The sequence below is a fragment of the Rathayibacter sp. AY1F8 genome, assembly GCF_002932165.1.
Classification (GTDB): Bacteria; Actinomycetota; Actinomycetes; order Actinomycetales; family Microbacteriaceae; genus Rathayibacter.
Map to the genome: position 1 here is coordinate 278,277 of NZ_PSVB01000002.1, position 22,474 is coordinate 300,750.

Here is a 22,474-nt window from a genome sequence, read left to right on the forward strand (position 1 = left end):
CAGGGCCGCGGGCTCAGACCAGGGCGGCGCGGCGCACGACCTCCGCCGGCGGCACGAAGGCGCCCGCCCGCTCGACCTCGTGCACCAGGTCGACCAGCAGCTGGTTGACCGGTGCCTCGCGCCCGCCGCGGTGAGCGGTGCGGACCACGGCCCCGGCCAGGTGGTCGATCTCGCTCGGCACTCCGCGGCGGACGCTCTGCAGCGTCGACCCGGGGTTCGGCACCTCGCCCATCCGCGCGGCCATCCGGCGGGGGAGCAGCTCGACCAGGGGCAGGGGAGCGGCGGCCAGGGCGCGGACGGACGTGTTCGAGAGTCCCTGCAGCGAGCCGAAGCGGACGCCAGACGCGAGGCCCGTCCGGGCGGCCTCGCGCATCGACCGGGCGAGGACGCGCCGCAGCCCCGGATCGTCGATCGTCTCCTGGACCGAGAGCCCGGTGATCGCGGGCAGGGCGTTGACCTCGTTGATCAGCAGCTTCGTCCACTGCGCTCCGGTGAAGTCGTCGGTGACGGCGGTGGGGACCGCCTCGCCGAGCACGGCGGCGGCCCGTCGGACGTCGTCGTCGGCCGGGCGGCCGGGGACGCCGAGCGTGGTCGTGGCAGGAGCCGTGACGGTGACGCGGCCGGGTTCGAGGTGGCTCGCGGCGAAGAGGGCGAGAGCACCCACGAGCCGGGCGTCGCGCACCTGCCGGGCCGCCGCGGTGAGTCCGTCCAGTCCGTTCTGGACGACGACGACGAGGGTGCCGTCGACCGTGCGGCGGTTGGTGCGCAGCGCGTCCTCGGCGTCCTGCGCTTTCGTGCAGACGAAGGCGAGATCGGGTGCCAGATCGAGGGACTCGCCGCAGCGGACCCAGGCGGTGTGCTCGCCCCACGCCCCGTCGAGCCGGATCCCCGACCGGCGGATCGCGGTGAGGTGGTCGCCTCGGGCGGTGACCTCGACGTCGTGCCCGGCGCGGTCGAGAAGGGCGGCGATGGTGCCGCCGACGGCGCCTGCTCCGAGTACTGCGATCCTCATCCGGACAGCCTAGGACGGGCGGGCGAGGGCTCCGGCTGCACCCCGGGGGTCCTCCCGATCCGTCCGTGTATCCTCGCACCCGTGCTCGAGACCCCCGCCCCGGCTCCGAACGGGATCCTCCTGCTGGACAAGCCCGGCGGCATCACCAGCCACGACCTCGTCTCGCGGACCCGCCGCCGCGCGGGGACCCGCAAGGTCGGCCACGCGGGGACGCTCGATCCGATGGCGACCGGGCTGATGATCCTCGGTCTCGGCCCCTCGACGCGCCTGCTCACCTACCTCGTCGGCCTCGACAAGCAGTACGAGGCGACGATCCGGCTGGGCTCCTCCACCACCACCGACGACCAGGAGGGCGAGGTGCTCGCCTCGGCGGAGCCCGCCCTCGTCGCGGCCCTCGCCCCGGAGTCGGTGTCCGACGCGATCGCGGCCCTCACCGGAGCGATCGAGCAGGTCCCGAGCACGGTCAGCGCGATCAAGGTGGACGGCCGCCGCGCCTACGCCCGCGCCCGCGACGGCGAGGAGGTCGTGCTCGCCTCCCGCCCCGTGACCGTCTCGGAGTTCGCCGTCCTGGCGAGCCGCCAGGTCGAGGGGTTCCTCGACCTGGACGTGCGCGTCACCTGCTCCTCCGGCACCTACATCCGCGCGCTCGCCCGCGACCTGGGCGCGTCCCTCGGAGTCGGCGGCCACCTGACCGCGCTGCGGCGCACCGCGGTCGGCCCCTTCTCCGTGGCCCAGGCCGGCGAGATCGACGAGCTCGACGTCCCCGCCGCGCTCCTGCCGCCGACGCTCGTGGCGGGCGAGCTGTTCCCCCTGCTGCGCCTCGACGCCCAGGAGGCGGGCGATCTCGCGAACGGCAAGCGCATCCCGGCCCCGGAGGCGGTGGCGGGCGCGAAGGGCCTCCTCGCCGCGGTCGGCCCGGGGGAGCGGCTGATCGGCCTCGCCGAGCGGCGCGGCACCCAGCTCAAGAGCGTCGTCAACTTCCCGACCGAGGACCTGCGGACGGCCGCCTCGTGATCGAGTGGTTCACGATCCTCCAGGTGGGGATCGCCGTCGCGGCCGGCCTGCTCTGCCTCGTGCTCGGGCTGCTCGCCCGCCGTCCCTCGGACGTCTCGGTCGGCGCGACGGCGATCGTCGAGCTGCTGCTGATCGTCCAGCTGGCGGTCGCGATCGTGTCGCCGCTGGTCGGCAACCGCCCGTCGGGGAGCCTGCCGGAGTACTACATCTACCTGATCTCGGCGCTGCTCCTGCCGCTCGCTGCCGGGTTCTGGGCGCTCATCGAGCGGAGTCGCTGGAGCACCGTGATCCTGGGCGTCGCCTGCCTCTCGATCGCGGTCATGGTCTACCGGATGCACCAGATCTGGTTCTTCCAGAGCGCCTGATCGGGCCCGCCACCGGGCCCGGCCCGGCGAGCGCCTAGCATGGACGTGCGATGTCGAAACCAGCCAGCGATGCGTCCGGACGGGCCGCTCACGACCCTTCAGTCCCCTCGGCCCCCGGGAGCGGAGAGCCGACCCGTTCCGCCCGCTCGCGCGGGATCGGCAGCCTCCTGGTCGTGGTCTACGGGATCCTCGCGCTCGCCGCGACGGGGCGCTCCGTCTTCCAGATCATCGACCGGTTCGACGAGGCGCCGCTGGCGTTCTCGCTCTCGGCGCTCTCGGCCGTCGTGTACATCGTCGCGACGGTCGCCCTGATCGTCCCGGGCCGCGCCTGGCAGCGCGTCGCGTGGGTGACGATCACCTTCGAGCTGGTGGGCGTGCTCGTGGTCGGCGCGCTCAGCCTCCTCGCTCCGCAGCTCCTCGGGCTCGCGAGCGCCGACCCGTTCGGGCGCCAGTCGACGGTGTGGGCGGCCTTCGGCGCCGGCTACCTGCTCATCCCGCTCGTCCTGCCCGTGCTCGGCCTCTGGTGGCTCCGCGTGCAGGGGCGGCGCACGCCCCGGGCGGCCGCCTGATGCGCGTCGAGACCCGCCCCGGCGACCTGGCCGGGATCGGACCCTCCGCCGTCACGATCGGCAAGTTCGACGGCGTCCACTCCGGGCACCGGGCCGTCATCGGCCGGCTGCACGAGCGGGCCCGCGAGCAGGGGCTCGCCGCCGTCGTCGTCACCTTCGACCGCAATCCGCTCAGCGTGATCGCGCCGGAGAAGTGCCCGCCCGTCCTGGTCGGCAACGAGCAGAAGCTCGAGCTCCTCGCCGGGACCGGCGTGGACGCGACCCTGCTGCTCACCTTCGACGAGGCGTTCCGGGCGCTCTCGCCCGAGCAGTTCGTCGAGCAGGTGCTGGTGGAGGCACTCGAGGCCCGCGTGGTCCTCGTCGGCGCCGACTTCCGCTTCGGCGCCCGGGGAGCGGGCGACGTCGACCTGCTGCGCGTGCTCGGCGGGCAGCACGGATTCGAGGTGGAGCTGATCGACGACGTGCGGCCCGAGGACGGGCGCCGCGTCTCCTCCACCTGGATCCGCGAGCTGCTGGCCGAGGGCGACGTGGAGCACGCGACGCGCCTGCTCGGGCACGAGCCCGTCGTCCGCGGCGTGGTCGTGCACGGAGCGAAGCGCGGCCGCGAGCTGGGCTTCCCGACCGCGAACCTCTCGCCGCAGTCGCAGGGCCTGATCCCGGCCGACGGCGTCTACGCGGGCCGGCTCACCACCGACGGCGTCACGCATCCCGCCGCGATCTCGGTCGGCAGCAACCCCACCTTCGTCGGGGTGCCGCCCAAGCAGGTCGAGGCGTACGTGCTCGATCAGACGCTCGACACCCTCGACCTCTACGACCGCGTGGTCGACGTGGCGTTCGTCGGCCGGATCCGCGGCCAGGTCGCCTACGAGGGCGTCGAGCCCCTCATCCGCCAGATGAACCACGACGTGGTGCAGGTCCGCGAGGTCCTCGGCATCGACTGAGCGGGATGCCGGCCGCCGCCTAGCAGGGGCCGCGGGCCCGCACCAGCGGGAGAGGTCCCGGGGCCATCGGCGTACCGTGGCCGCATGAGCGAAACCCCCTCCGACTCGGCGCGCCCCCTCGCGCTCGTCACCGGCGCGACCGGCTACATCGGCGGCCGGCTGACGCCGCGCCTCCTCGAGGCGGGCTTCCGGGTGCGCGTCCTGGTGCGCGACCCGCGCAAGCTGGTCGACGTGCCGTGGGCGGAGGAGGTCGAGGTCGCCCAGGGCGATCTCGGCAATCCGGAGTCGCTGGAGGCCGCGGTCGAGGGCGTCGACGTCCTCTACTACCTCGTCCACTCGATGGGCTCGGGCAACGACCACGCCCACTTCGAGGAGGTCGAGAGCCGCGCCGCGCAGAACGTCGCCACGGCCGCGAGGTCGGCCGGCGTCGGCCGCATCGTCTACCTCGGCGGCCTGCACCCCGAGGGCCAGGAGCTCTCGAAGCACCTCCGCTCGCGCGCTGAGGTGGGCCGGATCCTGATGGAGTCGGGAGTGCCGACGATCGCCCTGCAGGCGGGCGTGATCATCGGCTCCGGGTCGACCTCGTTCGAGATGGTGCGCCACCTCACCGACGTGCTGCCGTACATGCCCGCGCCGCAGTGGGTGCGCAACTTCATCCAGCCGATCGCCGTGCGCGACGTGCTGCACTACCTGATCGGCTCCGCGTCGCTCGAGGACGCCACGCTCAACCGCACCTTCGACATCGGCGGGCCCGACGTGCTCCGCTACGGCCAGATGATGAACGGCTACGCGGTCGAGGCCGGGCTCCCGCAGCGGCCGATCGCGTCCCTGCCGGTGTTCACCCCGTGGCTGGCCTCGCAGTGGGTCAACCTGGTCACGCCGATCCCGCGCTCGCTCGCGGTGCCCATCATCGCCTCGCTGCAGTACGACTGCGTCGTGCACGAGCAGGACATCCGCGCGCTCATCCCCGACCCCGAGGGCGGGCTGACCTCCTACCGCCGCGCCGTCCGGCTCGCGCTGGGAAAGATGCAGGCGGGCGAGATCGAGACGAGCTGGCAGAACGCGGAGGTCGTCGGCGCTCCCAGCGATCCGCTGCCGAGCGACCCGGAGTGGGCCGGCCACACGGTCTACGTGGACCTCAAGGAGCGCCGCACCCAGGCCGACCCGGCCAAGCTCTGGCGCGTCATCGAGGGCATCGGCGGCACCAACGGCTGGTACTCCTTCCCGCTCGCATGGGTGATCCGCGGCTGGATGGACCGCCTCGTCGGGGGAGTGGGCCTGCAGCGCGGGCGCCGCGACTCCGCGCGCCTGCACGCCGGCGACGCCCTCGACTTCTGGCGCGTCGAGGAGATCGAGCGGCCGAAGCTCCTGCGCCTGCGCGCCGAGATGAAGGTGCCCGGCGGGGCCTGGCTCGAGATGCGCGCCGAGCCCTCCGGAGACGGCGGCTCGGTCTACACGCAGCGCGCGGTGTTCTTCCCGCAGGGCCTCGCGGGCAGGCTCTACTGGTTCGCGATCCTGCCCTTCCACGGCATCATCTTCAACGGCATGGCCAACCGCATCACGGCCACCGCGGCCGACCTGCCGGACTCCGGCGACGAGCGCTCCCCTGGCGGGCGCCGGGCGCAGCGGTGACAATGGAGGGGTCCGACGGCGGCGAGGCCGCCCGGGACGCCGACGAGAGGAGCACGATGAGCGAACGGTCGAGTACGGACGCGGGGCGCGGACTCCAGCTGGGGAAGGTCCTCTTCATCGGGGACAGCATCATCCAGGCGGGAGCCTGGGGCGAGTGGCTGACGGAGTCGACGGTCGTCGACGAGGGAGTCGGAGGGGCCACCACGGCGGACGTCGTCGCGCGGCTCGCCGAGCTAGTCGCGCAGGAGCCGGACACGGTGGTGCTGCTGATCGGCACTAACGATCTCGCCTGGCACCGCACGACGGAGCACGTCGTGCGCAACATCGAGACGATCGTCGCGACGTTCCGGCGCGATCTTCCGGACGTGCGCATCCTGGTGACCTCGGTCCTGCCGCGCGGACACAAGTTCGCACCGCAGATCCGCGAGATCAACCGCCACCTGTGGCAGTTCGCGCCCACGGCGCACGCGGGCTACCTCGACCTGTGGCCGGTGCTCGCGGGGGAGGACGGCGGACTGCTCGAGCAGTACTCGCCGGACGGCCTGCACCTCAACGAGGACGGCTACCGCGCGTGGCGCGAGGCACTGGGCCCGGCGCTCGAGGCGGTCGTGCGGATGCCTCCGCGGACCCGCCCGATCACGCTGCCCTACGACGAGTTCGCGCGGCCGAAGACGGCCTAGCGCAGCACCGTGGAGGGGGAGTCGACCGCAGGGTCGGCTCCCCTTCCGTCATTCCGCGGCCAGGGCGGCCTCGAAGGCCGCGAGGGCGTCCGCGGAGAAGAGGACGAACCGGACCTCGTCGAGTGCGCCGTCCGCGGTCGCCTCGCGGACCGTCTCCACCGCGATGCGCGCCGCGTCGTCCATCGGCCAGCCGTAGACGCCCGCCGAGACGGCCGGGAAGGCGAGCGTCCGCGCACCGAGACCGACGGCGGTGCGCACCGACTCGCGGTAGGCCGAGGCGAGGACGGCGCTGCGGTCCTCCCACCGCGAGTGGACGGGACCGACGGTGTGCACGACCCAGCGGGCAGGGAGGCGGCCGGCGGTCGTGGCGACCGCGGAGCCGGCGGGCAGACCGTCCGGCAGCTCGGTCCCGCGGAGCCGGCGGCACTCGGCGAGGATCTCCGGTCCGCCCGCGCGGTGGATCGCGCCGTCGACGCCGCCGCCGCCGAGGAGCGACGAGTTCGCCGCGTTCACGATCGCGTCGACGTGCTCGCGGGTGAGGTCGCCGCGCACGGCTCTCAGGGTGGTCACGACTCCTCCTCCAGGCTTCGTCCGAGGGCAGCGATCGCCGCAGGTCCCACGCGGCAGCAGCCGCCGATCAGATCCGCTCCCGCCGCGCGCCAGGAGGCGACCAGCGCGGGGTCGAAGGCCGCGTCGCCTGCCCAGCGACGCTCGACGGCGTCCCACTCCTCGCCGCTGTTCGGGTACACGACGACCAGCTTGCCGGTGACGGAGCGGGCGATGCGGACCGCCTCGGCGACGTCGCCGGGCGGGCAGCAGTTCACTCCCACGCCGACGACCTCCTCGGAGGCGGCGGCGACGGCGAACGCCTCGGCCAGGGGCTCGCCGGCCGCGGTGCGGCCCGAACGGCCGCTCACGCAGATCCAGGCGGGGACCGAGGAGCCCGCGAGGGCCTCCACGACGGCCCGCACCTCCCGCACCGACGGGATGGTCTCGACGGCGAGCAGGTCGGGCCCGGCCGCGGCCAGGGTCTCCAGGCGCGGGCGGTGCCAGGCGGCGAGCTCGCCGACGGTGAGGCCGTCGTCGCCGCGGTACTCGGAGCCGTCGCCGAGGCTCGCACCGAAAGGGCCGACGGAGGCGGCGACCCAGCCGCTCTGCGCGCGCCGGGCCAGGTCGACGCTCTCCCGGAGGGCGCGCTCGACGAGGCCCGGGGCCAGCCCCGCGGCTGCGAATCCGCTCGCGGACACCTGGTAGCTCGCGGTCACCGCGACCCGGGCGCCCGCCTCGGCGAAGGCGCGGTGCGCGGCGACGACCCGGCCGGGCTCCTCCAGCAGGACCCGGGCGCTCCAGAGCGAGGAGTCCACCGCGGCGCCCTGCGCCTCCAGCTCCGTGCCCAGGCCCCCGTCGAGCAGCAGCGGGCGCACCCGCGCCGCGGCGACGAGGCCGGCGGTCACGAGCGGTTGTTGGAGAGCTCGAAGATCTTCACGAGCTCGGCGATGGCCGCCTCGCGGGCGTCTCCGCCCTCCTCGAACATCGCGGTGATGTGCGTGCGGAGGTGGTTCTCGACGATGAGCTTGTTGAGCGAGCCGAGCGACTTCTGGATCGCGAGGGACTGCGTGACGATGTCGACGCAGTAGTCCTCGTTCTCGATCATCCGCTCGAGGCCGCGCATCTGGCCGCCCAGGATCCGGGCACGGTGCAGCGAGCGCTTCTTGAGGTCCTCGATCACTCCTCCAGCCTACGCGCCGCAGGCGGTACCCGGGCGGGGTATGCGCGCCTACGATCGAGGGGTGAGCACCCGCAAGCCGTCCCGCGCGACCGCCGCCCGCTACCCCTCGCGCGACCGCGCCCGCATGGCGCTCGCGCCCGGGATCCTCGGCGCGATCGTGCTGCTGGCCGGGCTCGCCCTCGTCGGCTCCGACGCCTACGACTTCATCCGCTACCCGGTCGCGATCCTCGCGGCGGTCATCGGCTGGTTCGCGATCCAGGCGCGCGCACTCCTCTGGCTGATCGGGCTCATCCCCGTGCTCGTGCTGTGGAACCCGGTGCTGCCGTTCGCGTTCCCGGACGCGATCTGGTTCTCGCTGAGCCTCGCCGCGGTCGGCGTCTTCGTGGCGGCGGGTCTCGTGATCCGCGTCCCGACCCCGGAATGACGACGAGCGCGACCGTCCGCGCGGCGGAGCGCCGACCGGACCGCCCCGAGGAGTAGACTGGCGCCGCACCCGCACGCCGGGGATGCTGCGACCGGGTCCCAGACCCGTTGCTCGGAGCTCCCGACGGCCACCGGATGCACCGACGCCCGACGCCTCCCCGGAGGCGATCCGGCGGATGCACGGCGACGGCAGCGCGCGGGAACCCCTCCTCCGCCCCCGTCACACATCGAGGAGGAGCATGGCTCGCAGCGGCCAGCGTCAGTCCGGTCAGACGCGACGAGCGTCGAACGCCGCCGGGAGCCGACCCCGATCGCGCTCGCGCGGCGTGGACAACGCGGGGATCATCCCGATCCTCGCCCGCCGCGTCCGCGAGGTGGAGGCGAAGGCCCAGACCGGCAAGGTCGGGCCGACCAACCGGACGAAGTTCCTGGTGATCGCCCTCCTGATGCGCGAGGAGCGCAAGCGGGTCAAGGTCGATCCCTCGCTCAGCGACGCGCAGCGCGCCGAGGAGATGAAGCGCCTCGACGGCATCGCCACGATCCTGGCCAAGACGGCCGCCCGCGACACCAGCCTGATCGCGCTGCTCGAATCGGAGGCCGGCGTCACGGCGGCCGCGCAGAAGCTCCGCCGCGACTGGCTGCTCGAGGCGGGCGCGGAGCTCAGCCCCGACGAGCTGCTCATCGTGACCGAGCCGGAGCCCAAGCCCGAGGTGCCGGTCAACCAGGTCGTGCCGCAGTCGGTGCGCGCCCGCCAGCTGGCGAACCCCTTCCTCCCGCCGGACTTCTCGATCGCCGAGGCCTCGGCTCCGGCGCCGCGCCGCAGGCTCGACGACTGGGAGCTGCTCGGGCCGCTCTTCAAGGCGTTCGAGTACGGAGCGGGCGGACGGGCCGCGAGCATGGAGCTCCCGGAGCCGCCGAAGCTCGACCGGGTCTCGCCGCGCGGCCGCGAGCTGATGCCGCACCAGGCGCGCTTCATCGAGAGCGCCCGCGAGGGGCACCGCAGCTTCCTGCTCGCCGACGAGCCGGGTCTGGGCAAGACCGCGCAGAGCCTCCTCGCCGCCTCGGTGGTCGGGGCGTACCCGCTGCTCGCGGTGGTGCCGAACGTGGTCAAGATGAACTGGGCGCGCGAGGTCGAGCACTGGACCCCGCAGCGGCGCGCCACGGTCATCCACGGAGACGGCGGCACGCTCGACGCGTTCGCCGACGTGGTCATCGTCAACTACGACATCCTCGACCGGCACATCGGCTGGCTCGGGAGCCTGGGCTTCCGCGGCATGGTCGTCGACGAGGCGCACTTCATCAAGAACCTCCGCTCGCAGCGCTCGCAGAGCGTGCTCGCGCTGGCGTCGAGGATCCGCGAGACCACTCCGGGGCACGATCCGCTGATGATCGCGCTGACCGGCACCCCGCTGATCAACGACGTCGACGACTTCCGCGCCATCTGGCGCTTCCTCGGCTGGATCGACGAGACCAAGCCGGGGCCGGAGCTGATGGGCCGCCTCGAGGAGACGGGCCTCACCCCCGCCGACACGGGCTTCTACCCGGAGGCGCGCGAGGCCGTGATCGACCTCGGCATCGTCCGGCGCAAGAAGATCGACGTCGCCGCCGACCTGCCGTCGAAGCGGATCGTCGACCTGCCCGTCGAGCTGGACGACGACCTCGGCCGCTCCATCCAGAAGGCCGAGCGCGAGCTCGGCGCCCGCATGCTGCAGCGCTTCAGGGCGGTCACCTCCTCGATCACGCACGAGCTCGACGACGACGAGCGCGAGCGGTTCATCCGCATCGTGGCGCAGAGCGAGCTCGAGGAGTCGAAGTCGGCCAAGACCGGCGAGAACGTCTTCACCATGGTGCGCCGGATCGGCCAGGCCAAGGCGGCGCTGGCCGCCGACTACGCCTCGCAGCTGGCCCGCTCGGTGGGCAAGGTCGTCTTCTTCGCGAAGCACATCGACGTGATGGACCAGGCGGAGGACACGTTCGAGAAGCGCGAGCTGACGTCCGTCTCCATCCGCGGCGACCAGACCGCGGCGTTCCGCCAGACGCAGATCGACGCCTTCAACGAGGACCCTGACGTCTCTGTCGCCGTGTGCTCGCTCACCGCGGCGGGAGTCGGCGTGAACCTGCAGGCGTCCTCCAACGTGGTGCTCGCCGAGCTGTCGTGGACCTCGGCCGAGCAGACGCAGGCGATCGACCGCGTGCACCGCATCGGCCAGGAGGAGCCGGTGACGGCGTGGAGGATCATCGCGGCGCACACGATCGACGCGAAGATCGCCGAGCTCATCGACGCCAAGGCCGGTCTCGCCGCCCGGGCGCTCGACGGCGCGGACGCCGAGACGGCCTCGGCCGACACGGTGCAGCTGGACGCCCTCATGCACGTCCTGCGCGAGGCGATCGGCTGAGCGCACCCGACCGGGCCGGCTGAGAGCTCAGCCGGTCCGGGCGAGCGGTGCGGCGAAGAAGTCCTTCTCGAACGAACTCGACCGCAGGAACGCGTCCCTCATCGCGGCGCGCTGCCTCGGTGAGGCGTCGCGGGCGGCCTGCTCCGTGAACTCGATCGCCCGCTCGGTGGCCGTCGCGAAGACCGGGTCGCCGTACGTGAGCAGCCAGTCCGCGTAGGGGTGCTCGGGGTGCCCGGAGGCGGCGAGGCGCGACCCGACGTCGGCGTAGAGCCAGAAGCAGGGGAGCAGGGCGGCGACGATCTCGCCGTAGCCGCCCCGCGCGGCGACCGCGAGCAGGTGGTCGGTGTAGCCGCGGGTCACGGGCGCGGGAGCCGCGTCCCTGGTCCCGAGCCGGTCGCGGTGCAGCTGCGCCTCCGCCGCGAGGGCGGACGCCGAGCCCTCGGCCCAGAAGACCTGCTCGGCGGTGGTCGGCGCGCGCTGCGCCGCCACGGCCAGGACGCGGGCGTACTCGGTGAGGTAGAGAGCGTCCTGCTCGAGGTACCACTCGAAGTCCTCCCGCCCGAGGGAGCCGTCGCCGAGGGCCCGCACGAACGGGAGCGCGTCGATCTCGTCGCGGAGGGTCCGGGTCCTCTCCCAGACGTCCGCGCAGAACGCCGGAGGACGTTGCCGGTGGAAGTGGTCGATCGGGCCGTTGCCGGTGCCGACCTCGAGAGCGTCGGCGGCGCGCAGGGCGCCGGTCAGCCACTCCTTGGCCTCCGTCAGCGCCTCGACCAGGGCGTCGGAGGAGGCGTCGCGCCCGGCCAGGAGCGTCGCCATCGCGGACGAGAGCGAGCACCCGGTGCCGTGCGTGTTCGAGGTGGCGACGCGCTCGCCGGGGACCTCGCGCACGAGGCCGTCGGGGGTGACGATCGCGTCCGGGGTGGCGGGGCCGTCGAGGTGGCCGCCCTTCACCAGCACGGCGGCGTCGAGGGCGCGGGCGAGCATCGCCCCCTGCGCGAGCGCGGCCGGCCAGTCGGAGGCGGTCGGCTCTCCGGCCAGCACGCCCAGCTCGGGGAGGTTCGGCGTCACCAGGTCGGCGCGGCGGAGCAGGTCGCGCACGGCGTCCTCCGCCTCGGGAGCGAGCAGCAGGTGACCGCTGGTCGCGACCATCACCGGATCCACGACCACGACGGGCGGGCGGAGCTCGTCGAGCCACTCGGCGACGACTCCGGCGTACTCGGCCGTGGCGAGCATCCCGATCTTCACCGCGTCGATCGTGACGTCGTCGCTCACCGCGTCGAGCTGCTCGCGGAGGAACGCGGCGGGCGGCAGGTGCACGGAGCGGACCCCGTGCGTGTTCTGCGCGACGAGCGCGGTGACGACCGCCATGCCGTAGCCGCCGAGCGCGCCGATCGACTTGAGGTCGGCCTGGATGCCGGCACCGCCGGTCGGATCGGTGCCGGCGATGCTGAGGACACGGGGGACGCGGGCGCCGGCGGTCATCGGTCCCACTCCGCTCGGATCAGGCGGGCGGCCGCCGCGGGGTCGGCGGCCGTGCAGAGCGCCGACACGACCGCGAGCCCGGCCGCTCCGGCGAGGCGGAGTGGCCCCGCGTCCGCGGCTCCGACTCCGCCGATGGCGACGCAGGGCAGCGCCGCGGCCGCGGCGAGGGCGGCGAACCCGTCGACACCGAGGGGAGCGGGGTGGTCGGGCTTGGTCGCGGTGGGCCGGATGACGCCGACGCCGAGGTAGTCGACCGTCCCCGCGGGCAGGGCGCGGACGGCGGCGAGGTGCTCGGGGGTGTTCGCGGTGAGCCCGATCACCGCGTCGGGTCCGAGCAGCGAGCGGGCGGCGGTGACGGGGAGGTCGGACTGCCCGAGGTGGACGCCGTGGACGCGGGCGCCCGCGAGGCGGGCGGCGAGGGCGACGTCGACGCGGTCGTCGACCAGCAGGGTCGTGCGCTCGTCGAGGACGGCGGCGACGGCCCGGGTCAGGGCGACGAGCTCGGCGGCGGGGGCGTCGTGATCGCGGATCTGCACGGTCGTGACTCCGCCCCGGACGGCGGCGGCGACCACCGCGGGCACGCCGCGCGGGCCGCACTGGGCGGTGTCCGTGACGAGGTAGAGCGAGAGGTCGAGGCTCATGCGATCCGCGCCCCGGCCTCGGCGTCGGCCGGCTGGAGGGCAGCGAGGGCGTCGAGGAGGCCGACGGCGAAGGACCCGGGACCGCTGCTCGCGGCGGCGGCCCGCTCGGCGGCGAGGCCCCAGACCGCGGAAGCGCTGACGGCCGCGTCGAGCGGGCGGGCGCCCGCGCCGAGGAACGCCGCCATCACGGCGCCGAGCGCGCAGCCGCCGCCGGTCACGCGGGTCAGCAGCGGGTGGCCCCCCGTGACCCGGACGATCCGCTCGCCGTCGGTGACGAGGTCGACCGCTCCCGAGACGGCGACCACGCCGCCGGTGCGGCGGGCGAGGTCGCGGGCGGAGTCGAGCGCCTGCTCGGCGGTGTCGACGGCGTCCACGCCGCGGCCGCCCGCACCGGCTCCCGCGAGGGCGAGGATCTCGGAGGCGTTGCCGCGGATGATCGCGGGCCGCGCCTCGAGCAGCTCCACCGCCAGAGCGGTGCGGACGGGCAGCGGGCCCACGGCGACCGGATCGAGCACCCACGGGGTGCCGGCGCGTCCGGCCGCGGCGACCGCCTCGCGAGCACCCTCGCGCTGCTCCGCTCCGGGCGTGCCGAGGTTGACGAGCACCGCGGAGGCGAGGCCCGCGAAGACGCCCGCCTCGCCGGGCAGGTCGCACATCGCCGGGCTGGCGCCGAGGGCCAGAAGGCTGTTGGCGGTGAAGCCGGTGACGACCGCGTTCGTGATGCACTGCACCAGGGGCCCGGCGGCGCGGAGCTCGGCGAGATCGCGACCCACGGACGCCGGGTCGGGCGCCGTGTCGGCGGGGAGGGTCGGGTGGACAGGCGTGCGAATGCTCATTCGCGACATCCCTTCGCTAGTACGAACTAGATCAGGTTCAACGGGTCTTCTCTCAGCCCTGGCGGGCACCCCGTGTCACTGCGCACGACCCTAGCAGCGGGCGCGGGCGCGCTCGCTGCTGCAGTGCGAGAGGAGGGAGCGGGCCGTCGCCGCCCCTTCGCCCGGGAGCGGCCGCTCAGCCGGTGAGGATCGTCGAGTCGCCGCGCGGCCCCACTGCGACGCGGAGGCCGATCGGCAGCCGCTCGCGCATCGCGTCGACGTGGCTGATCAGGCCGATCGTCCGACCGCCCGACCGCAGCTCGTCGAGCGTGCTGAGCGCCGTCTCGAGCGTCTCGGCGTCGAGCGAGCCGAAGCCCTCGTCGATGAACATGGTCTCGAGCGAGATGCCGCCGGACTGCGCCGTCACCACGTCGGCGAGGCCGAGGGCGAGGGCGAGCGAGGCGAGGAACGTCTCGCCGCCGGAGAGCGAGGCGGGCTGCCGGCGGACGCCGGTGAAGGCGTCGAGCACGTCGATCCCGAGGCCGGAGGCGGCGCCGCGGTAGGCGAGCGAGTCGTCGTGGGCGAGGGCGTAGCGGCCGCTGGTCATCGCGTCGAGGCGGAGGTTCGCCGCGGTCACGATCTCCTCCAGGCGTCCGGCGAGGGCGAAGGCCTCGAGGTCCATCCGGCGCGTGTTCTGCCCCCGGCCGGAGACGGTCTCGGCCAGCGCGCGCAGCTCCTCGTGGCGGTGGAGACGCTCACCCAGCACGGCGAGGCGGCCCGCGGCCGTCGCGGCGAGCTCGGCCAGGCGCTCCGAGCGGTGCTCGAGCACGGAGAGGCCGGCTCGCGCCTCGTCGCGACGGGCGGAGGCCTCGCGCGAGCGCTCCTCGGCGGCGGCGAGGTCGACGGCCGTGCCCGGCAGTCCGCGGAGCTCCGGGTCGGACAGCACCGCCTCCGTCGCGCTCCGCCGTCGCTCGTGCTCGGCGACGACGGCCTCGGCCCGAGCCCGGTCCCCGCTGGCGAGCGCGGCCGACTCGGCCTCCTCGGCGGTCGTGAAGCCGCGCTCGGCGAGGACCTCGGCGAGCTCCTCCCGGGCGGCGGCGGCGGCCTCGGACCGCGAGACGGCCGCCTCCTCGGCCTCGACCAGGGCGACGGCACGGCGGCGCTGGGCACTCAGCTGCTCGACCCGCGAGGCGACGCTCGTCGCGCCGTCGCGGAAGGCCTCGACGCGCTCCCGCAGCAGCCGCAACGCTTCAGCGGCGAGGGCGGACTCGTCGGCGCGGGCGCGGTGCTCCTCGCGAGCGGCGTCCCGTCCGGTCGTGAGAGCGTCGATCCGGGTGCGCAGCCGGGTGCGCTCGCGCCGCAGCTCCTCCATGCGGGCGGCGGCGCGGCGCGCCGAGGCGAGCCGCTCCTCGTGCGCCGGGCGGAGCGACTCCGGATCCGCGTCCTCGCCCACACGCTCCTCGAGCGCCGCGAGAGCCCGAGCCGCGGCTCCCTCGCGCTCGCGGGCGCCGTCGAGGGCGGCGGCGGCGCGCTCCACCGCGACGCGGGCCCGGTCGAGGTCGTCGGTGCCGACCGTCGTCGGGCCGTCGTGCTCGGCCGGGCGGGGGTGCTCGCACGAGCCGCAGACGGGGCAGGGCTCGCCCGGCTCCAGCCGCTCGGCGAGCTCCCCGGCGAACCCGGCGAACCGGCGCGCGATCAGGGCGGCCTGCTCCGCGGCGCGCTCGCCGTGGACCCGCGCCGCGTCGGCGTAGGCCGTGCCGAGCCGCTGCAGACCCGCCGCAGTGAGATCGCGCTCGAGGGCCGCGGCGATCCTCCGCTCGAGCGCGGCGAGCTCGTCGACGCGCGTGGGGACAGCGGCGGCCTCCCCGGCCAGGGACTCCTCCTCGGCGGCGAGCGCGTCGACGCGGGCGGGCAGCTCGCGCAGCTCCGCCTCGATCCCCGCGAGCGCGGTCGCCGCCGCCTGCTCGGCGCGTGCGGACCGCTCGGCGACGCGCTCCGCGTCGGGGAGCCGGCGCTCCTCTGCCAGCGCCTCGGCGAGGGCGCCGAGGACAGCGGCGAGCCGTTCGGCCGTCTCGGCGGCCGGGCCCCCGGACGCGTCCCCGTAGGCGTCGGCGGCGAGGTCGCGCTGCTGCCGGGCGGCCCGCTCCTTCTCGGCGGCTGCCCGGGCGGAGCGGAGCAGCGGCAGCACGCCGTCGGCCCGGCGCGCGCGCTCGATCGCGGCCCGCTGCTGCTCGACGTGCGCCTCGGCGACCACGAGCTCCTCCGCCTCGATGAGGGCGCGCCGGCGCCGCTCCTGGCCCCGGGCGGTGCGCCGGGCCTCGTCGAGAGCGGCGCCCGCGGCCTCGTGCGCCGCGTCGGCCGCGGCGGAGCCGGCCCGGGCCGCCTCGAGCGGAGCGGCGAGCCGCGCCGGCAGCCCGGCGAACCAGGCGGCGTCCGGCAGAGGCGGCTCGGCTCCGTCATCGAGGAGCCGGACGGCCTCGTCCGCGAGCGCCGTCACGGCCGCGCGCTCCTCCTCGAGCTCGACGGCGCTCGCGTCGCGCTGCTCGAGCAGGCGGCGGCGGAGCAGATCGAAGCGCTCGGTCGCGAAGAGCGTGCGCAGGAGCCGCTGCCGGTCGTCGTTCTTCGCGAGCAGGAACTCGTGGAAGCGGTTCTGCGCCAGCAGGATCACCTGGAGGAACTGGTCCTTCGTCAGGCCGACGATCCGGCCGATGTCGGCGCCCACCTCCTTCGCGCTCGACGAGAGCCCGACCCAGGTGCCGTCGACCTGCTCCAGCAGCTCGACCTTCGCCGGCTGGGTCGTGGTGCCGGTGCCGCGCCGTTTCGGCCGCTCGTACTCGGGCGAGCGCCGGACGCGGTAGACGCGCCCCGCCGCCTCGAAGTCGAGCTCGGCGAAGGTCTCGTCCTCGGGGCCGCTGTGGTCGCTCCGGAGGCGCGAGGCGGTGCCGTCGAAGCGGGGGACCGAGCCGTAGAGCGCGAACGCGATCGCGTCGAGGATCGTCGACTTGCCCGCTCCAGTGCGCCCGGCGATGAGGTACACGCCCACGTCCTCGAGCCGGTCGAAGTCGACGCACTGCTCGGCGCGGAACGGTCCGAGTCCGGCGAAGGCGAGTCGGCGGATCCTCACCGCAGAGCCTCGGCCTCGACGGCCGCGAGCGCGTCGAGGGTGAGGGCGCGCTCGGTCTCCGTGGCGCCGTGACCGCCGCGGACGTGGGCGAGGAAGTCGTCGACGACCTCCACGTCGCTCCGCCCGCGGATCCGCTCGGCGTACGCGCGCGGCTCGGCCGCGGCGTGCGGGGGCCGGTGCTCGAGCGTGGCGCAGCCGGGGAAGCGCGACTGCAGGCGCGCCATCGCGTCGAGCGGGCGCACGGGATCGGTGAGCACCGCCGAGACCCAGTCGCCCTCCACCTCGGCCAGGGAGGGATCGCGCAGCAGCTGCTGGAGCTCGCCCTCGATCACGCTGAGCCTCCTCGGCACGGGGAGCGGCGACCACTCGACGCCCTCGAGCCCCTCGGGCCCGATCGTCACCAGCCAGGCGCCGCGCGGCTTCGACGCCTCGCCGAACGAGTAGTGCAGCGGCGCTCCGGAGTAGCGCACTCCCGGCAGCAGCTCGGCGCGTCCGTGGATGTGCCCGAGCGCCGCGTAGTCGGCCGCGGCGAAGTGCTCGACCGAGACGTAGTCGAGCCCGCCCGCCGTGATGTCGCGCTCGAGGACCGCGGCCGGGGCTCCGACCGCGAAGCAGTGCGCGAGCACGACCCAGGGACGGCCCGCCGCCTCGGCGGCGGCGCGCACCCGCGCCATCGCGAAGGCGAGCACGTCCTCGTGGCGGCGCAGCTGCTCCTCCGGGTGCCGGTGGCGGTAGAGGGCGGGCTCGAGGAAGGGGATGCCGTGGACGCCGACCTCGAGCCCGGACGCGTCGCGCAGCACGACCGGCTCGGCGTACGCCTCGGGGTCGGTGAGGACGTGGACGCCCGCTCCGCGAAGGAGCCCCGCCTGGAAGCCGAGCCGGGCGGGGGAGTCGTGGTTGCCGCTGGTGAGGACGACCTCGGCGCCGGCCGCGCGGATCGCCTCGAGCGTGCGGGTGAGGAGGGTGTAGTGCTCCGCGGCGGGCACGGCGGAGTCGAAGACGTCGCCGGCGATCAGCACCGCGTCCACGCGCTCGGCCCGCACCGTCTCGACCAGGGCCTCGAGCACGGTCGCGAGCGCCGCCGTCGTGGAGTGCCCGTGGAAGGTGCGGCCGATGTGCCAGTCCGAGGTGTGCAGCAGCTTCACGGTCGTCCTTCCTCTGCGTCGTCCGGGGGAGCGACTCCAGGCTAGTGAGGCCCTCCGACACCGGCGGCGCAGCGGACACCTCCCGTTCACCGGGAGGTGCACAATAGGGCGTCGGTCGAGCAGAGGAGATGGTCGTGAAGCTGCCCCGCGTCCCCGCGACGATCCTGGGTCTGGGCTCGCGCACCCGCGCCGCCGCCGAGGACACCGCTCCCATCCAGCGTCTGCGCCCGGACGACGAGCCGGTCCGCACCAGCACGGTCGACAACGCGATCTACCAGGACGGCCGCCGGGTCGTCTCTCCCGGCAGCATCCCGGAGGCGCTCGCCGCCCTGCAGAAGCTGCCCGACGCGATGGCGTGGATCGGGCTGTACCGGCCGAACGCGGCCGAGCTCGCCGCGCTCGAGGACGAGTTCTCGATGCACCCGCTCGCCCTCGAGGACGCGATCAGCGCGCACCAGAGGCCCAAGCTCGAGCGGTACGGCAGCGACATGTTCGTGGTGCTGCGCGCCGCCAGCTACTCCGACCAGCGCGAGGAGGTCGACTTCGGCGAGCTCCACCTGTTCGTGGGGTCGAACTTCGTCGTCACGGTCCGCCACTCCGAGAAGCCCGACCTCTCGCTGGTGCGGCGGCGGATGGAGGCCGATCCGGAGCTGCTGCGCGTCGGCCCGGTCGCCGTGCTGTACGCGATCCTCGACGCCGTCGTGGATCAGTACTCGCCCGTCGTCGCCGGTCTCGAGAACGACATCGACGAGATCGAGGCGCAGGTCTTCGAGGGCGACCCGGCGGTGTCCCGCCGCATCTACGAGCTCAGCCAGGAGGTGCTGGACTTCCAGCGCGCGGTCGCTCCGCTGACCGGCATGCTCGGGCGGCTCGTCACCGACTTCGAGGTGTTCCAGTCGGATGTGGAGCTGCGCCGCTACATCCGCGACGTCGCCGACCACGTCGCGCTCGTCACCGAGCGGGTCGACGGCTTCCGCACCACGCTGCGGGAGATCCTGGCGGTGAACGCGACCCTCGTCGCCCAGCGCCAGAACGAGGACATGAAGAAGCTCGCGGAGGTGGGCAACCAGCAGAACGACGAGGTCAAGCGGATCTCCGCCTGGGCGGCCATCTTCTTCGCGCCGACCATGATCTCGAGCATCTACGGCATGAACTTCGACGTGATGCCCGAGCTGCACGTGGCGTGGGGGTACCCGGCGGCGCTCGCGGCGATGCTCGCCTCGAGCGTGGTGCTGCACCGGCTCTTCAAGCGGTGGGGCTGGCTCTGAGCCCGCGTCCCGCGACGTGTCAACACCGTGACGGTCCCGGAGGCTCCGCGTAGCGTCGCTCGCGGGCCGTCCGGCCCCTGAACGGAGGGACTCCCGATGACTCCGGAGGACACGACCACGACGGCCCCGCGGCCCCGCTCCCTCTGGCGGGCGGGCGCGGCTCCGATCCCCTCCGACGAGTTCGTGCCGGGCGCGCACTACGACGACGTCGTGGTCGGCGCCGGGCTCACCGGGCTGGTCACCGCGCTCCTCCTGCAGCGGACCGGCCGGCGCGTGCTGGTGCTGGAGGCGCGGGAGGTCGGCGCCGTCACGACCGGGAACACGACGGCGAAGCTCAGCCTCCTGCAGGGAGCGCACCTCTCCCGGATCGCGGAGCGCAACATCCCCGCGGTGACCGAGGCCTACGTCGCGGCGAACCTCGCGGGCTTCCGCTGGCTGCTCGACTACTGCGAGGGCGCGGGCGTGCCGGTGCAGAGGCGCACCGCCTACAGCTACGCGCAGACGCCCGAGGGCGTGGACGCCGTCCTGAAGGAGCATGCGACCGCGCGCCGCTTCGGCCTCGCGACCCGCCTCGTCGGCGAGCTCGACGTGCCGTTCCCCAGCACGGCGGCCGTCGCCCTCGACGACCAGGCCCAGTTCGACCCGATGGACGTCCTCACCGCGCTCGCCGCCGACTTCCGCGCCGCCGGGGGCAGCCTGGTGCAGGGCGTCCGGGCCCTCGGGATGCGAGCGACCGCTCCCGTCCGGGTCCGCACCAGCGCGGGCCCGGTGACCGGGGACCGGGCCTACCTGCTCACGGGGGCGCCGATCCTCGACCGCGGCCTCTACTTCGCCAAGATCGCCGCGCTGCGCTCGTACGCGGTCGCGTTCCGCACCGACGCGCCGATCCCCGACGGCATGTACCTCTCGGTCGACGAGCCGTCCCGCTCGGTGCGCGACGCCGAGCGCGACGGCGAGCGGCTCCTCCTGATCGGCGGCAACGGCCACCCGGTGGGGCGCAGGCCCGTCACCTCGGAGGCGGTGGACGACCTGGTCGCCTGGACGCGGCGGTCCTTCCCGGGGGCGGAGCCGGTCGCGCAGTGGAGCGCCCAGGACTACGAGCCGTTCCACCGCGTGCCGTTCGTGGGCTGGCTGCCGCGGGGCCGCGGACGGATCTTCCTGGCGACCGGCTACGACAAGTGGGGGATGACCAACGCGGTGCAGGCCGCGCTGACGCTCGTCGCCGACCTCGAGGGCGCGACGCCGGCCTGGGCGAGGACGCTGCACCGCCGGCCCACGCTGCCGCGGGTGATGGCGGAGGGGCTCGGCGCCGGGCTGGCGGTGGGCGCCTGGTACGCCCGCGGCTGGTCGGCAGCGCTCCGCGCGCCCCGCTCGGCCGGGGTGGTGCCGGCGGAGGGCCAGGGCTCGCTCGCCCGCGACGGCCTGCAGCCCGTCGCGGTCTCCACCGTGGAGGGGCGGCGCTGCGCGGTGTCGGCGGTGTGCCCGCACCTGGGCGGGATCGTCACCTGGAACGACTCGGAGCGCAGCTGGGACTGTCCGCTGCACGGCTCCCGCTTCGCAGCCGACGGGACGGTGCTGGAGGGGCCGGCGGTCGAGCCGCTCGCCCCGCTGCGCTAGTCCGGCCGTCGGCTCCGCGGAGCCGAGCCGACGGCCGGCCCCGCAGAGCAGGCGGCTCAGTCCTCGTTCGCTCCGGGCTCCGCGACCTCGTCGCCGTCCGCGCCCGAGGCATCGCCGGTCGTGTGCAGATCGGTGTCGCCCGGGATGCTGAAGTCGCTCAGCGGGTCCAGGGGCTTCTTGTCGTCGGTGTCGTCGCTCATGCCTGCCACCCTACGAGCGTCCGGCGAGGCGCTGCACCGCGGCGACCGGGATCGACAGCCACTCCGGCCGGTTGCGCGCCTCGTAGATCGCCTCGTAGACGGCCTTGTCGAGCTCGAACGCGTCGAGCACCGCCCGGTGCGCGGTGACCGCGTCGCCCGCCTGCTCGGCGTAGCCCTCGAGGAACGCGGCACGGCTCGCCGCCGCCCACGCCGCCCTCGAGGCGCCCGGCTCGGCCTGCTCGTGCGCACCCGCCGCGTAGTCGAAGGAGCGCAGCATCCCCGCCACGTCGCGGAGCGCCACGTCGGGAAGACGGCGCTCGTGCATGGGCCGCAGCGGCTCGCCCTCGAAGTCGAGGAGCACCCAGCCGCGATCGGGCACGGACAGGACCTGCCCGAGGTGGTAGTCGCCGTGGATGCGCTGGAGCCTCGGCCACGGCGCGGTCTCGGCGGCGCGGAACACGGCCTCGATCGCCTCCGAGTCCTCGGCGATCACGGGGACCTCGGCCGAGGCGATGCGCAGGCGACGGCGCATGGCCGCGACCATCCGCTCGACGACCTCGGACGTGGTGTCCTCGGTCGGCATGACCTCCGCCAGCGTCGCGTGCACCTCGGCGGTGGCGCGGCCCAGCTCGCGGGCGGGTCCGGTGAAGTCGGAGTCGGCGGCGACCGCCTCGAGGGCGACGCGCCACGCGTCCTGGACCCCGGGGAGGAACTCCTGCGCGAAGGCGAGGTGCCCGAAGGCGCGGCCCGTCTCCTCGCCCTCGTCGTCCCACTCGCCGGTCACGTTGCCGATCACGGGCGGGACGAGGGCGCTCCCGGCGGCGTTGAGCGCCGACTGCACCGTCACGTCCGGATTGTCGCCGTGGTGGAGGGCGCGGAAGACCTTGACGATCACCGGGGTCGCGTCGGATCCGTCGTCGGCGGTGGTGCGGACGATCACCGAGGTGTTCGACTGCTCGCCGCTGAGCACCTTCGAGGACGCGAACGCCCCGATCGCGGCACCCGGCTGCCGGTGGCCCTCGGCGCGGGCGCCGCCCTGGGCGCCGTCCTCGTCGGAGCGGCCGCCGTCGGCGATCATGCCGAGCAGGGCGCGGGCGAACACCGGGTCGCGCGGAGCGTCGTACACGTAGTGCGCGTCGTCGGAGTAGACGAGGGCGTCCTCGAGCCCGGGCACCGGAGCCGCGTGGACGGTCACCGGCACCTGGTACAGCACCGGGCTCGTGCCTGCCCGGTCGATGAAGAGGTGGTCCACCACCTCCGCCTCGCCGGGGTGCAGCGACCAGGCGCCGCGGACCTCCAGCTCGGGGCGCCGCCCCTTGCTCGCGTACCACCTCTGGTCCGCCACCCATGCGGCGATGCGGTCGATCGACAGGCCTGCGCTCATGCTCTTCCCTCCGTCGGCACCCCGAACCCTACTGGCC

At 74.6% G+C, this 22,474-nt stretch carries 21 protein-coding genes and 1 riboswitch; of the genes, 10 read left to right on the forward strand and 11 right to left on the reverse strand.

Annotation, left to right across the window (positions count from 1 at the left end; all coding sequences use genetic code 11):
- Positions 1 to 13: 13 nt before the first annotated feature.
- The gene (locus tag C5C35_RS02880) at positions 14 to 1,012 is read right to left on the reverse strand and encodes a ketopantoate reductase family protein (RefSeq protein WP_104262510.1); all 999 of its coding nucleotides are present in this window, start codon (positions 1,010 to 1,012) and stop codon (positions 14 to 16) included.
- An 81-nt stretch (positions 1,013 to 1,093) separates the two neighbouring features.
- Between C5C35_RS02880 and truB the strand changes: the two genes are divergently transcribed.
- The 6 genes from truB to C5C35_RS02910 all read left to right on the forward strand — a co-directional run bounded on the left by truB (position 1,094) and on the right by C5C35_RS02910 (position 6,213).
- Complete coding sequence (gene truB, locus C5C35_RS02885) at positions 1,094 to 2,026, forward strand: tRNA pseudouridine(55) synthase TruB (protein WP_104262544.1); 933 nt, start codon at positions 1,094 to 1,096, stop codon at positions 2,024 to 2,026.
- Positions 2,023 to 2,391 (forward strand): hypothetical protein, encoded by a 369-nt coding sequence (locus C5C35_RS02890; RefSeq protein WP_104223058.1) that lies wholly within the window; start codon positions 2,023 to 2,025, stop codon positions 2,389 to 2,391. The genes truB and C5C35_RS02890 overlap by 4 nt, the downstream gene beginning before the upstream one ends.
- Positions 2,392 to 2,441: 50 nt before the next feature.
- Positions 2,442 to 2,960 (forward strand): hypothetical protein, encoded by a 519-nt coding sequence (locus C5C35_RS02895; RefSeq protein WP_258064086.1) that lies wholly within the window; start codon positions 2,442 to 2,444, stop codon positions 2,958 to 2,960.
- Positions 2,960 to 3,901, forward strand: coding sequence for a bifunctional riboflavin kinase/FAD synthetase (locus C5C35_RS02900; protein WP_104262545.1), 942 nt, complete (start codon positions 2,960 to 2,962; stop codon positions 3,899 to 3,901). The genes C5C35_RS02895 and C5C35_RS02900 overlap by 1 nt, the downstream gene beginning before the upstream one ends.
- A gap of 84 nt (positions 3,902 to 3,985) precedes the next feature.
- The gene (locus tag C5C35_RS02905) at positions 3,986 to 5,533 is read left to right on the forward strand and encodes an SDR family oxidoreductase (protein WP_104262511.1); all 1,548 of its coding nucleotides are present in this window, start codon (positions 3,986 to 3,988) and stop codon (positions 5,531 to 5,533) included.
- Positions 5,534 to 5,589: 56 nt separating this feature from the next.
- Positions 5,590 to 6,213: a GDSL-type esterase/lipase family protein gene (locus C5C35_RS02910; protein ID WP_104262546.1), complete on the forward strand. Its 624-nt coding sequence runs from the start codon at positions 5,590 to 5,592 to the stop codon at positions 6,211 to 6,213.
- A gap of 48 nt (positions 6,214 to 6,261) precedes the next feature.
- Here C5C35_RS02910 and C5C35_RS02915 read toward each other — a convergent pair whose 3' ends face one another.
- Genes C5C35_RS02915 through C5C35_RS02925 form a run of 3 tightly spaced genes read right to left on the reverse strand, consistent with a single transcriptional unit; the run spans position 6,262 to position 7,942 of the window.
- Positions 6,262 to 6,783, reverse strand: a complete 522-nt coding sequence (locus C5C35_RS02915; RefSeq protein WP_104246566.1) for an O-acetyl-ADP-ribose deacetylase — start codon at positions 6,781 to 6,783, stop codon at positions 6,262 to 6,264.
- Entirely contained in the window at positions 6,780 to 7,667 is an 888-nt protein-coding gene (gene mmuM / locus C5C35_RS02920) for a homocysteine S-methyltransferase (RefSeq protein ID WP_104260940.1), read from the reverse strand. The genes C5C35_RS02915 and mmuM overlap by 4 nt, the downstream gene beginning before the upstream one ends.
- On the reverse strand, positions 7,664 to 7,942 hold the full coding sequence (locus C5C35_RS02925) for a metal-sensitive transcriptional regulator (protein ID WP_104223062.1): 279 nt from the start codon (positions 7,940 to 7,942) through the stop codon (positions 7,664 to 7,666). Before C5C35_RS02925 ends, mmuM begins: the two co-directional genes overlap by 4 nt.
- Positions 7,943 to 8,003: 61 nt before the next feature.
- Here C5C35_RS02925 and C5C35_RS02930 point away from each other — a divergent pair, with 61 nt between their 5' ends.
- Positions 8,004 to 8,366: a DUF6804 family protein gene (locus C5C35_RS02930; protein ID WP_258066305.1), complete on the forward strand. Its 363-nt coding sequence runs from the start codon at positions 8,004 to 8,006 to the stop codon at positions 8,364 to 8,366.
- A 238-nt stretch (positions 8,367 to 8,604) separates the two neighbouring features.
- Positions 8,605 to 10,761: a DEAD/DEAH box helicase gene (locus C5C35_RS02935; protein WP_104225603.1), complete on the forward strand. Its 2,157-nt coding sequence runs from the start codon at positions 8,605 to 8,607 to the stop codon at positions 10,759 to 10,761.
- 27 nt (positions 10,762 to 10,788) lie between these two features.
- Here C5C35_RS02935 and thiD read toward each other — a convergent pair whose 3' ends face one another.
- The 5 genes from thiD to C5C35_RS02960 all read right to left on the reverse strand — a co-directional run bounded on the left by thiD (position 10,789) and on the right by C5C35_RS02960 (position 17,968).
- Positions 10,789 to 12,243, reverse strand: coding sequence for a bifunctional hydroxymethylpyrimidine kinase/phosphomethylpyrimidine kinase (gene thiD, locus C5C35_RS02940; RefSeq protein WP_104262513.1), 1,455 nt, complete (start codon positions 12,241 to 12,243; stop codon positions 10,789 to 10,791).
- On the reverse strand, positions 12,240 to 12,884 hold the full coding sequence (thiE, locus tag C5C35_RS02945; RefSeq protein ID WP_104262514.1) for a thiamine phosphate synthase: 645 nt from the start codon (positions 12,882 to 12,884) through the stop codon (positions 12,240 to 12,242). The genes thiD and thiE overlap by 4 nt, the downstream gene beginning before the upstream one ends.
- Entirely contained in the window at positions 12,881 to 13,720 is an 840-nt protein-coding gene (gene thiM, locus C5C35_RS02950) for a hydroxyethylthiazole kinase (protein ID WP_104262515.1), read from the reverse strand. The genes thiE and thiM overlap by 4 nt, the downstream gene beginning before the upstream one ends.
- Positions 13,712 to 13,803: riboswitch (TPP riboswitch) on the reverse strand. It overlaps the preceding gene by 9 nt.
- 92 nt (positions 13,804 to 13,895) lie before the next feature.
- The gene (locus tag C5C35_RS02955) at positions 13,896 to 16,823 is read right to left on the reverse strand and encodes an AAA family ATPase (protein ID WP_104262516.1); all 2,928 of its coding nucleotides are present in this window, start codon (positions 16,821 to 16,823) and stop codon (positions 13,896 to 13,898) included.
- Positions 16,820 to 17,968 (reverse strand): exonuclease SbcCD subunit D, encoded by a 1,149-nt coding sequence (locus tag C5C35_RS02960; RefSeq protein WP_104255110.1) that lies wholly within the window; start codon positions 17,966 to 17,968, stop codon positions 16,820 to 16,822. Before C5C35_RS02960 ends, C5C35_RS02955 begins: the two co-directional genes overlap by 4 nt.
- Positions 17,969 to 18,096: 128 nt before the next feature.
- Between C5C35_RS02960 and C5C35_RS02965 the strand changes: the two genes are divergently transcribed.
- Complete coding sequence (locus C5C35_RS02965; protein WP_104262517.1) at positions 18,097 to 19,236, forward strand: magnesium and cobalt transport protein CorA; 1,140 nt, start codon at positions 18,097 to 18,099, stop codon at positions 19,234 to 19,236.
- A gap of 96 nt (positions 19,237 to 19,332) precedes the next feature.
- Positions 19,333 to 20,853 (forward strand): FAD-dependent oxidoreductase, encoded by a 1,521-nt coding sequence (locus tag C5C35_RS02970; RefSeq protein ID WP_104262518.1) that lies wholly within the window; start codon positions 19,333 to 19,335, stop codon positions 20,851 to 20,853.
- Positions 20,854 to 20,909: 56 nt separating this feature from the next.
- Here the strand turns inward: C5C35_RS02970 and C5C35_RS16865 are convergent, their stop codons facing one another.
- Together C5C35_RS16865 and C5C35_RS02975 are read right to left on the reverse strand one after the other, a co-directional pair.
- Positions 20,910 to 21,053, reverse strand: a complete 144-nt coding sequence (locus C5C35_RS16865; protein WP_181134070.1) for a hypothetical protein — start codon at positions 21,051 to 21,053, stop codon at positions 20,910 to 20,912.
- 10 nt (positions 21,054 to 21,063) lie between these two features.
- The gene (locus C5C35_RS02975; protein WP_104262519.1) at positions 21,064 to 22,437 is read right to left on the reverse strand and encodes a phosphotransferase; all 1,374 of its coding nucleotides are present in this window, start codon (positions 22,435 to 22,437) and stop codon (positions 21,064 to 21,066) included.
- Positions 22,438 to 22,474: the final 37 nt, after the last annotated feature.

Coding starts and splice junctions, on each gene's coding strand:
- C5C35_RS02935 (WP_104225603.1), top strand. CDS start 8,605: ATGGCTCGCAGCGGCCAGCGTCAGTCCGGTCAGACGCGACGAGCGTCG.
- thiD (WP_104262513.1), bottom strand. CDS start 12,243: ATGACCGCCGGCGCCCGCGTCCCCCGTGTCCTCAGCATCGCCGGCACC.
- C5C35_RS02965 (WP_104262517.1), top strand. CDS start 18,097: ATGGTCGTGAAGCTGCCCCGCGTCCCCGCGACGATCCTGGGTCTGGGC.
- C5C35_RS16865 (WP_181134070.1), bottom strand. CDS start 21,053: ATGAGCGACGACACCGACGACAAGAAGCCCCTGGACCCGCTGAGCGAC.
- C5C35_RS02900 (WP_104262545.1), top strand. CDS start 2,960: ATGCGCGTCGAGACCCGCCCCGGCGACCTGGCCGGGATCGGACCCTCC.
- thiM (WP_104262515.1), bottom strand. CDS start 13,720: ATGAGCATTCGCACGCCTGTCCACCCGACCCTCCCCGCCGACACGGCG.
- C5C35_RS02975 (WP_104262519.1), bottom strand. CDS start 22,437: ATGAGCGCAGGCCTGTCGATCGACCGCATCGCCGCATGGGTGGCGGAC.
- thiE (WP_104262514.1), bottom strand. CDS start 12,884: ATGAGCCTCGACCTCTCGCTCTACCTCGTCACGGACACCGCCCAGTGC.
- C5C35_RS02970 (WP_104262518.1), top strand. CDS start 19,333: ATGACTCCGGAGGACACGACCACGACGGCCCCGCGGCCCCGCTCCCTC.
- C5C35_RS02905 (WP_104262511.1), top strand. CDS start 3,986: ATGAGCGAAACCCCCTCCGACTCGGCGCGCCCCCTCGCGCTCGTCACC.
- C5C35_RS02880 (WP_104262510.1), bottom strand. CDS start 1,012: ATGAGGATCGCAGTACTCGGAGCAGGCGCCGTCGGCGGCACCATCGCC.
- C5C35_RS02895 (WP_258064086.1), top strand. CDS start 2,442: ATGTCGAAACCAGCCAGCGATGCGTCCGGACGGGCCGCTCACGACCCT.
- C5C35_RS02910 (WP_104262546.1), top strand. CDS start 5,590: ATGAGCGAACGGTCGAGTACGGACGCGGGGCGCGGACTCCAGCTGGGG.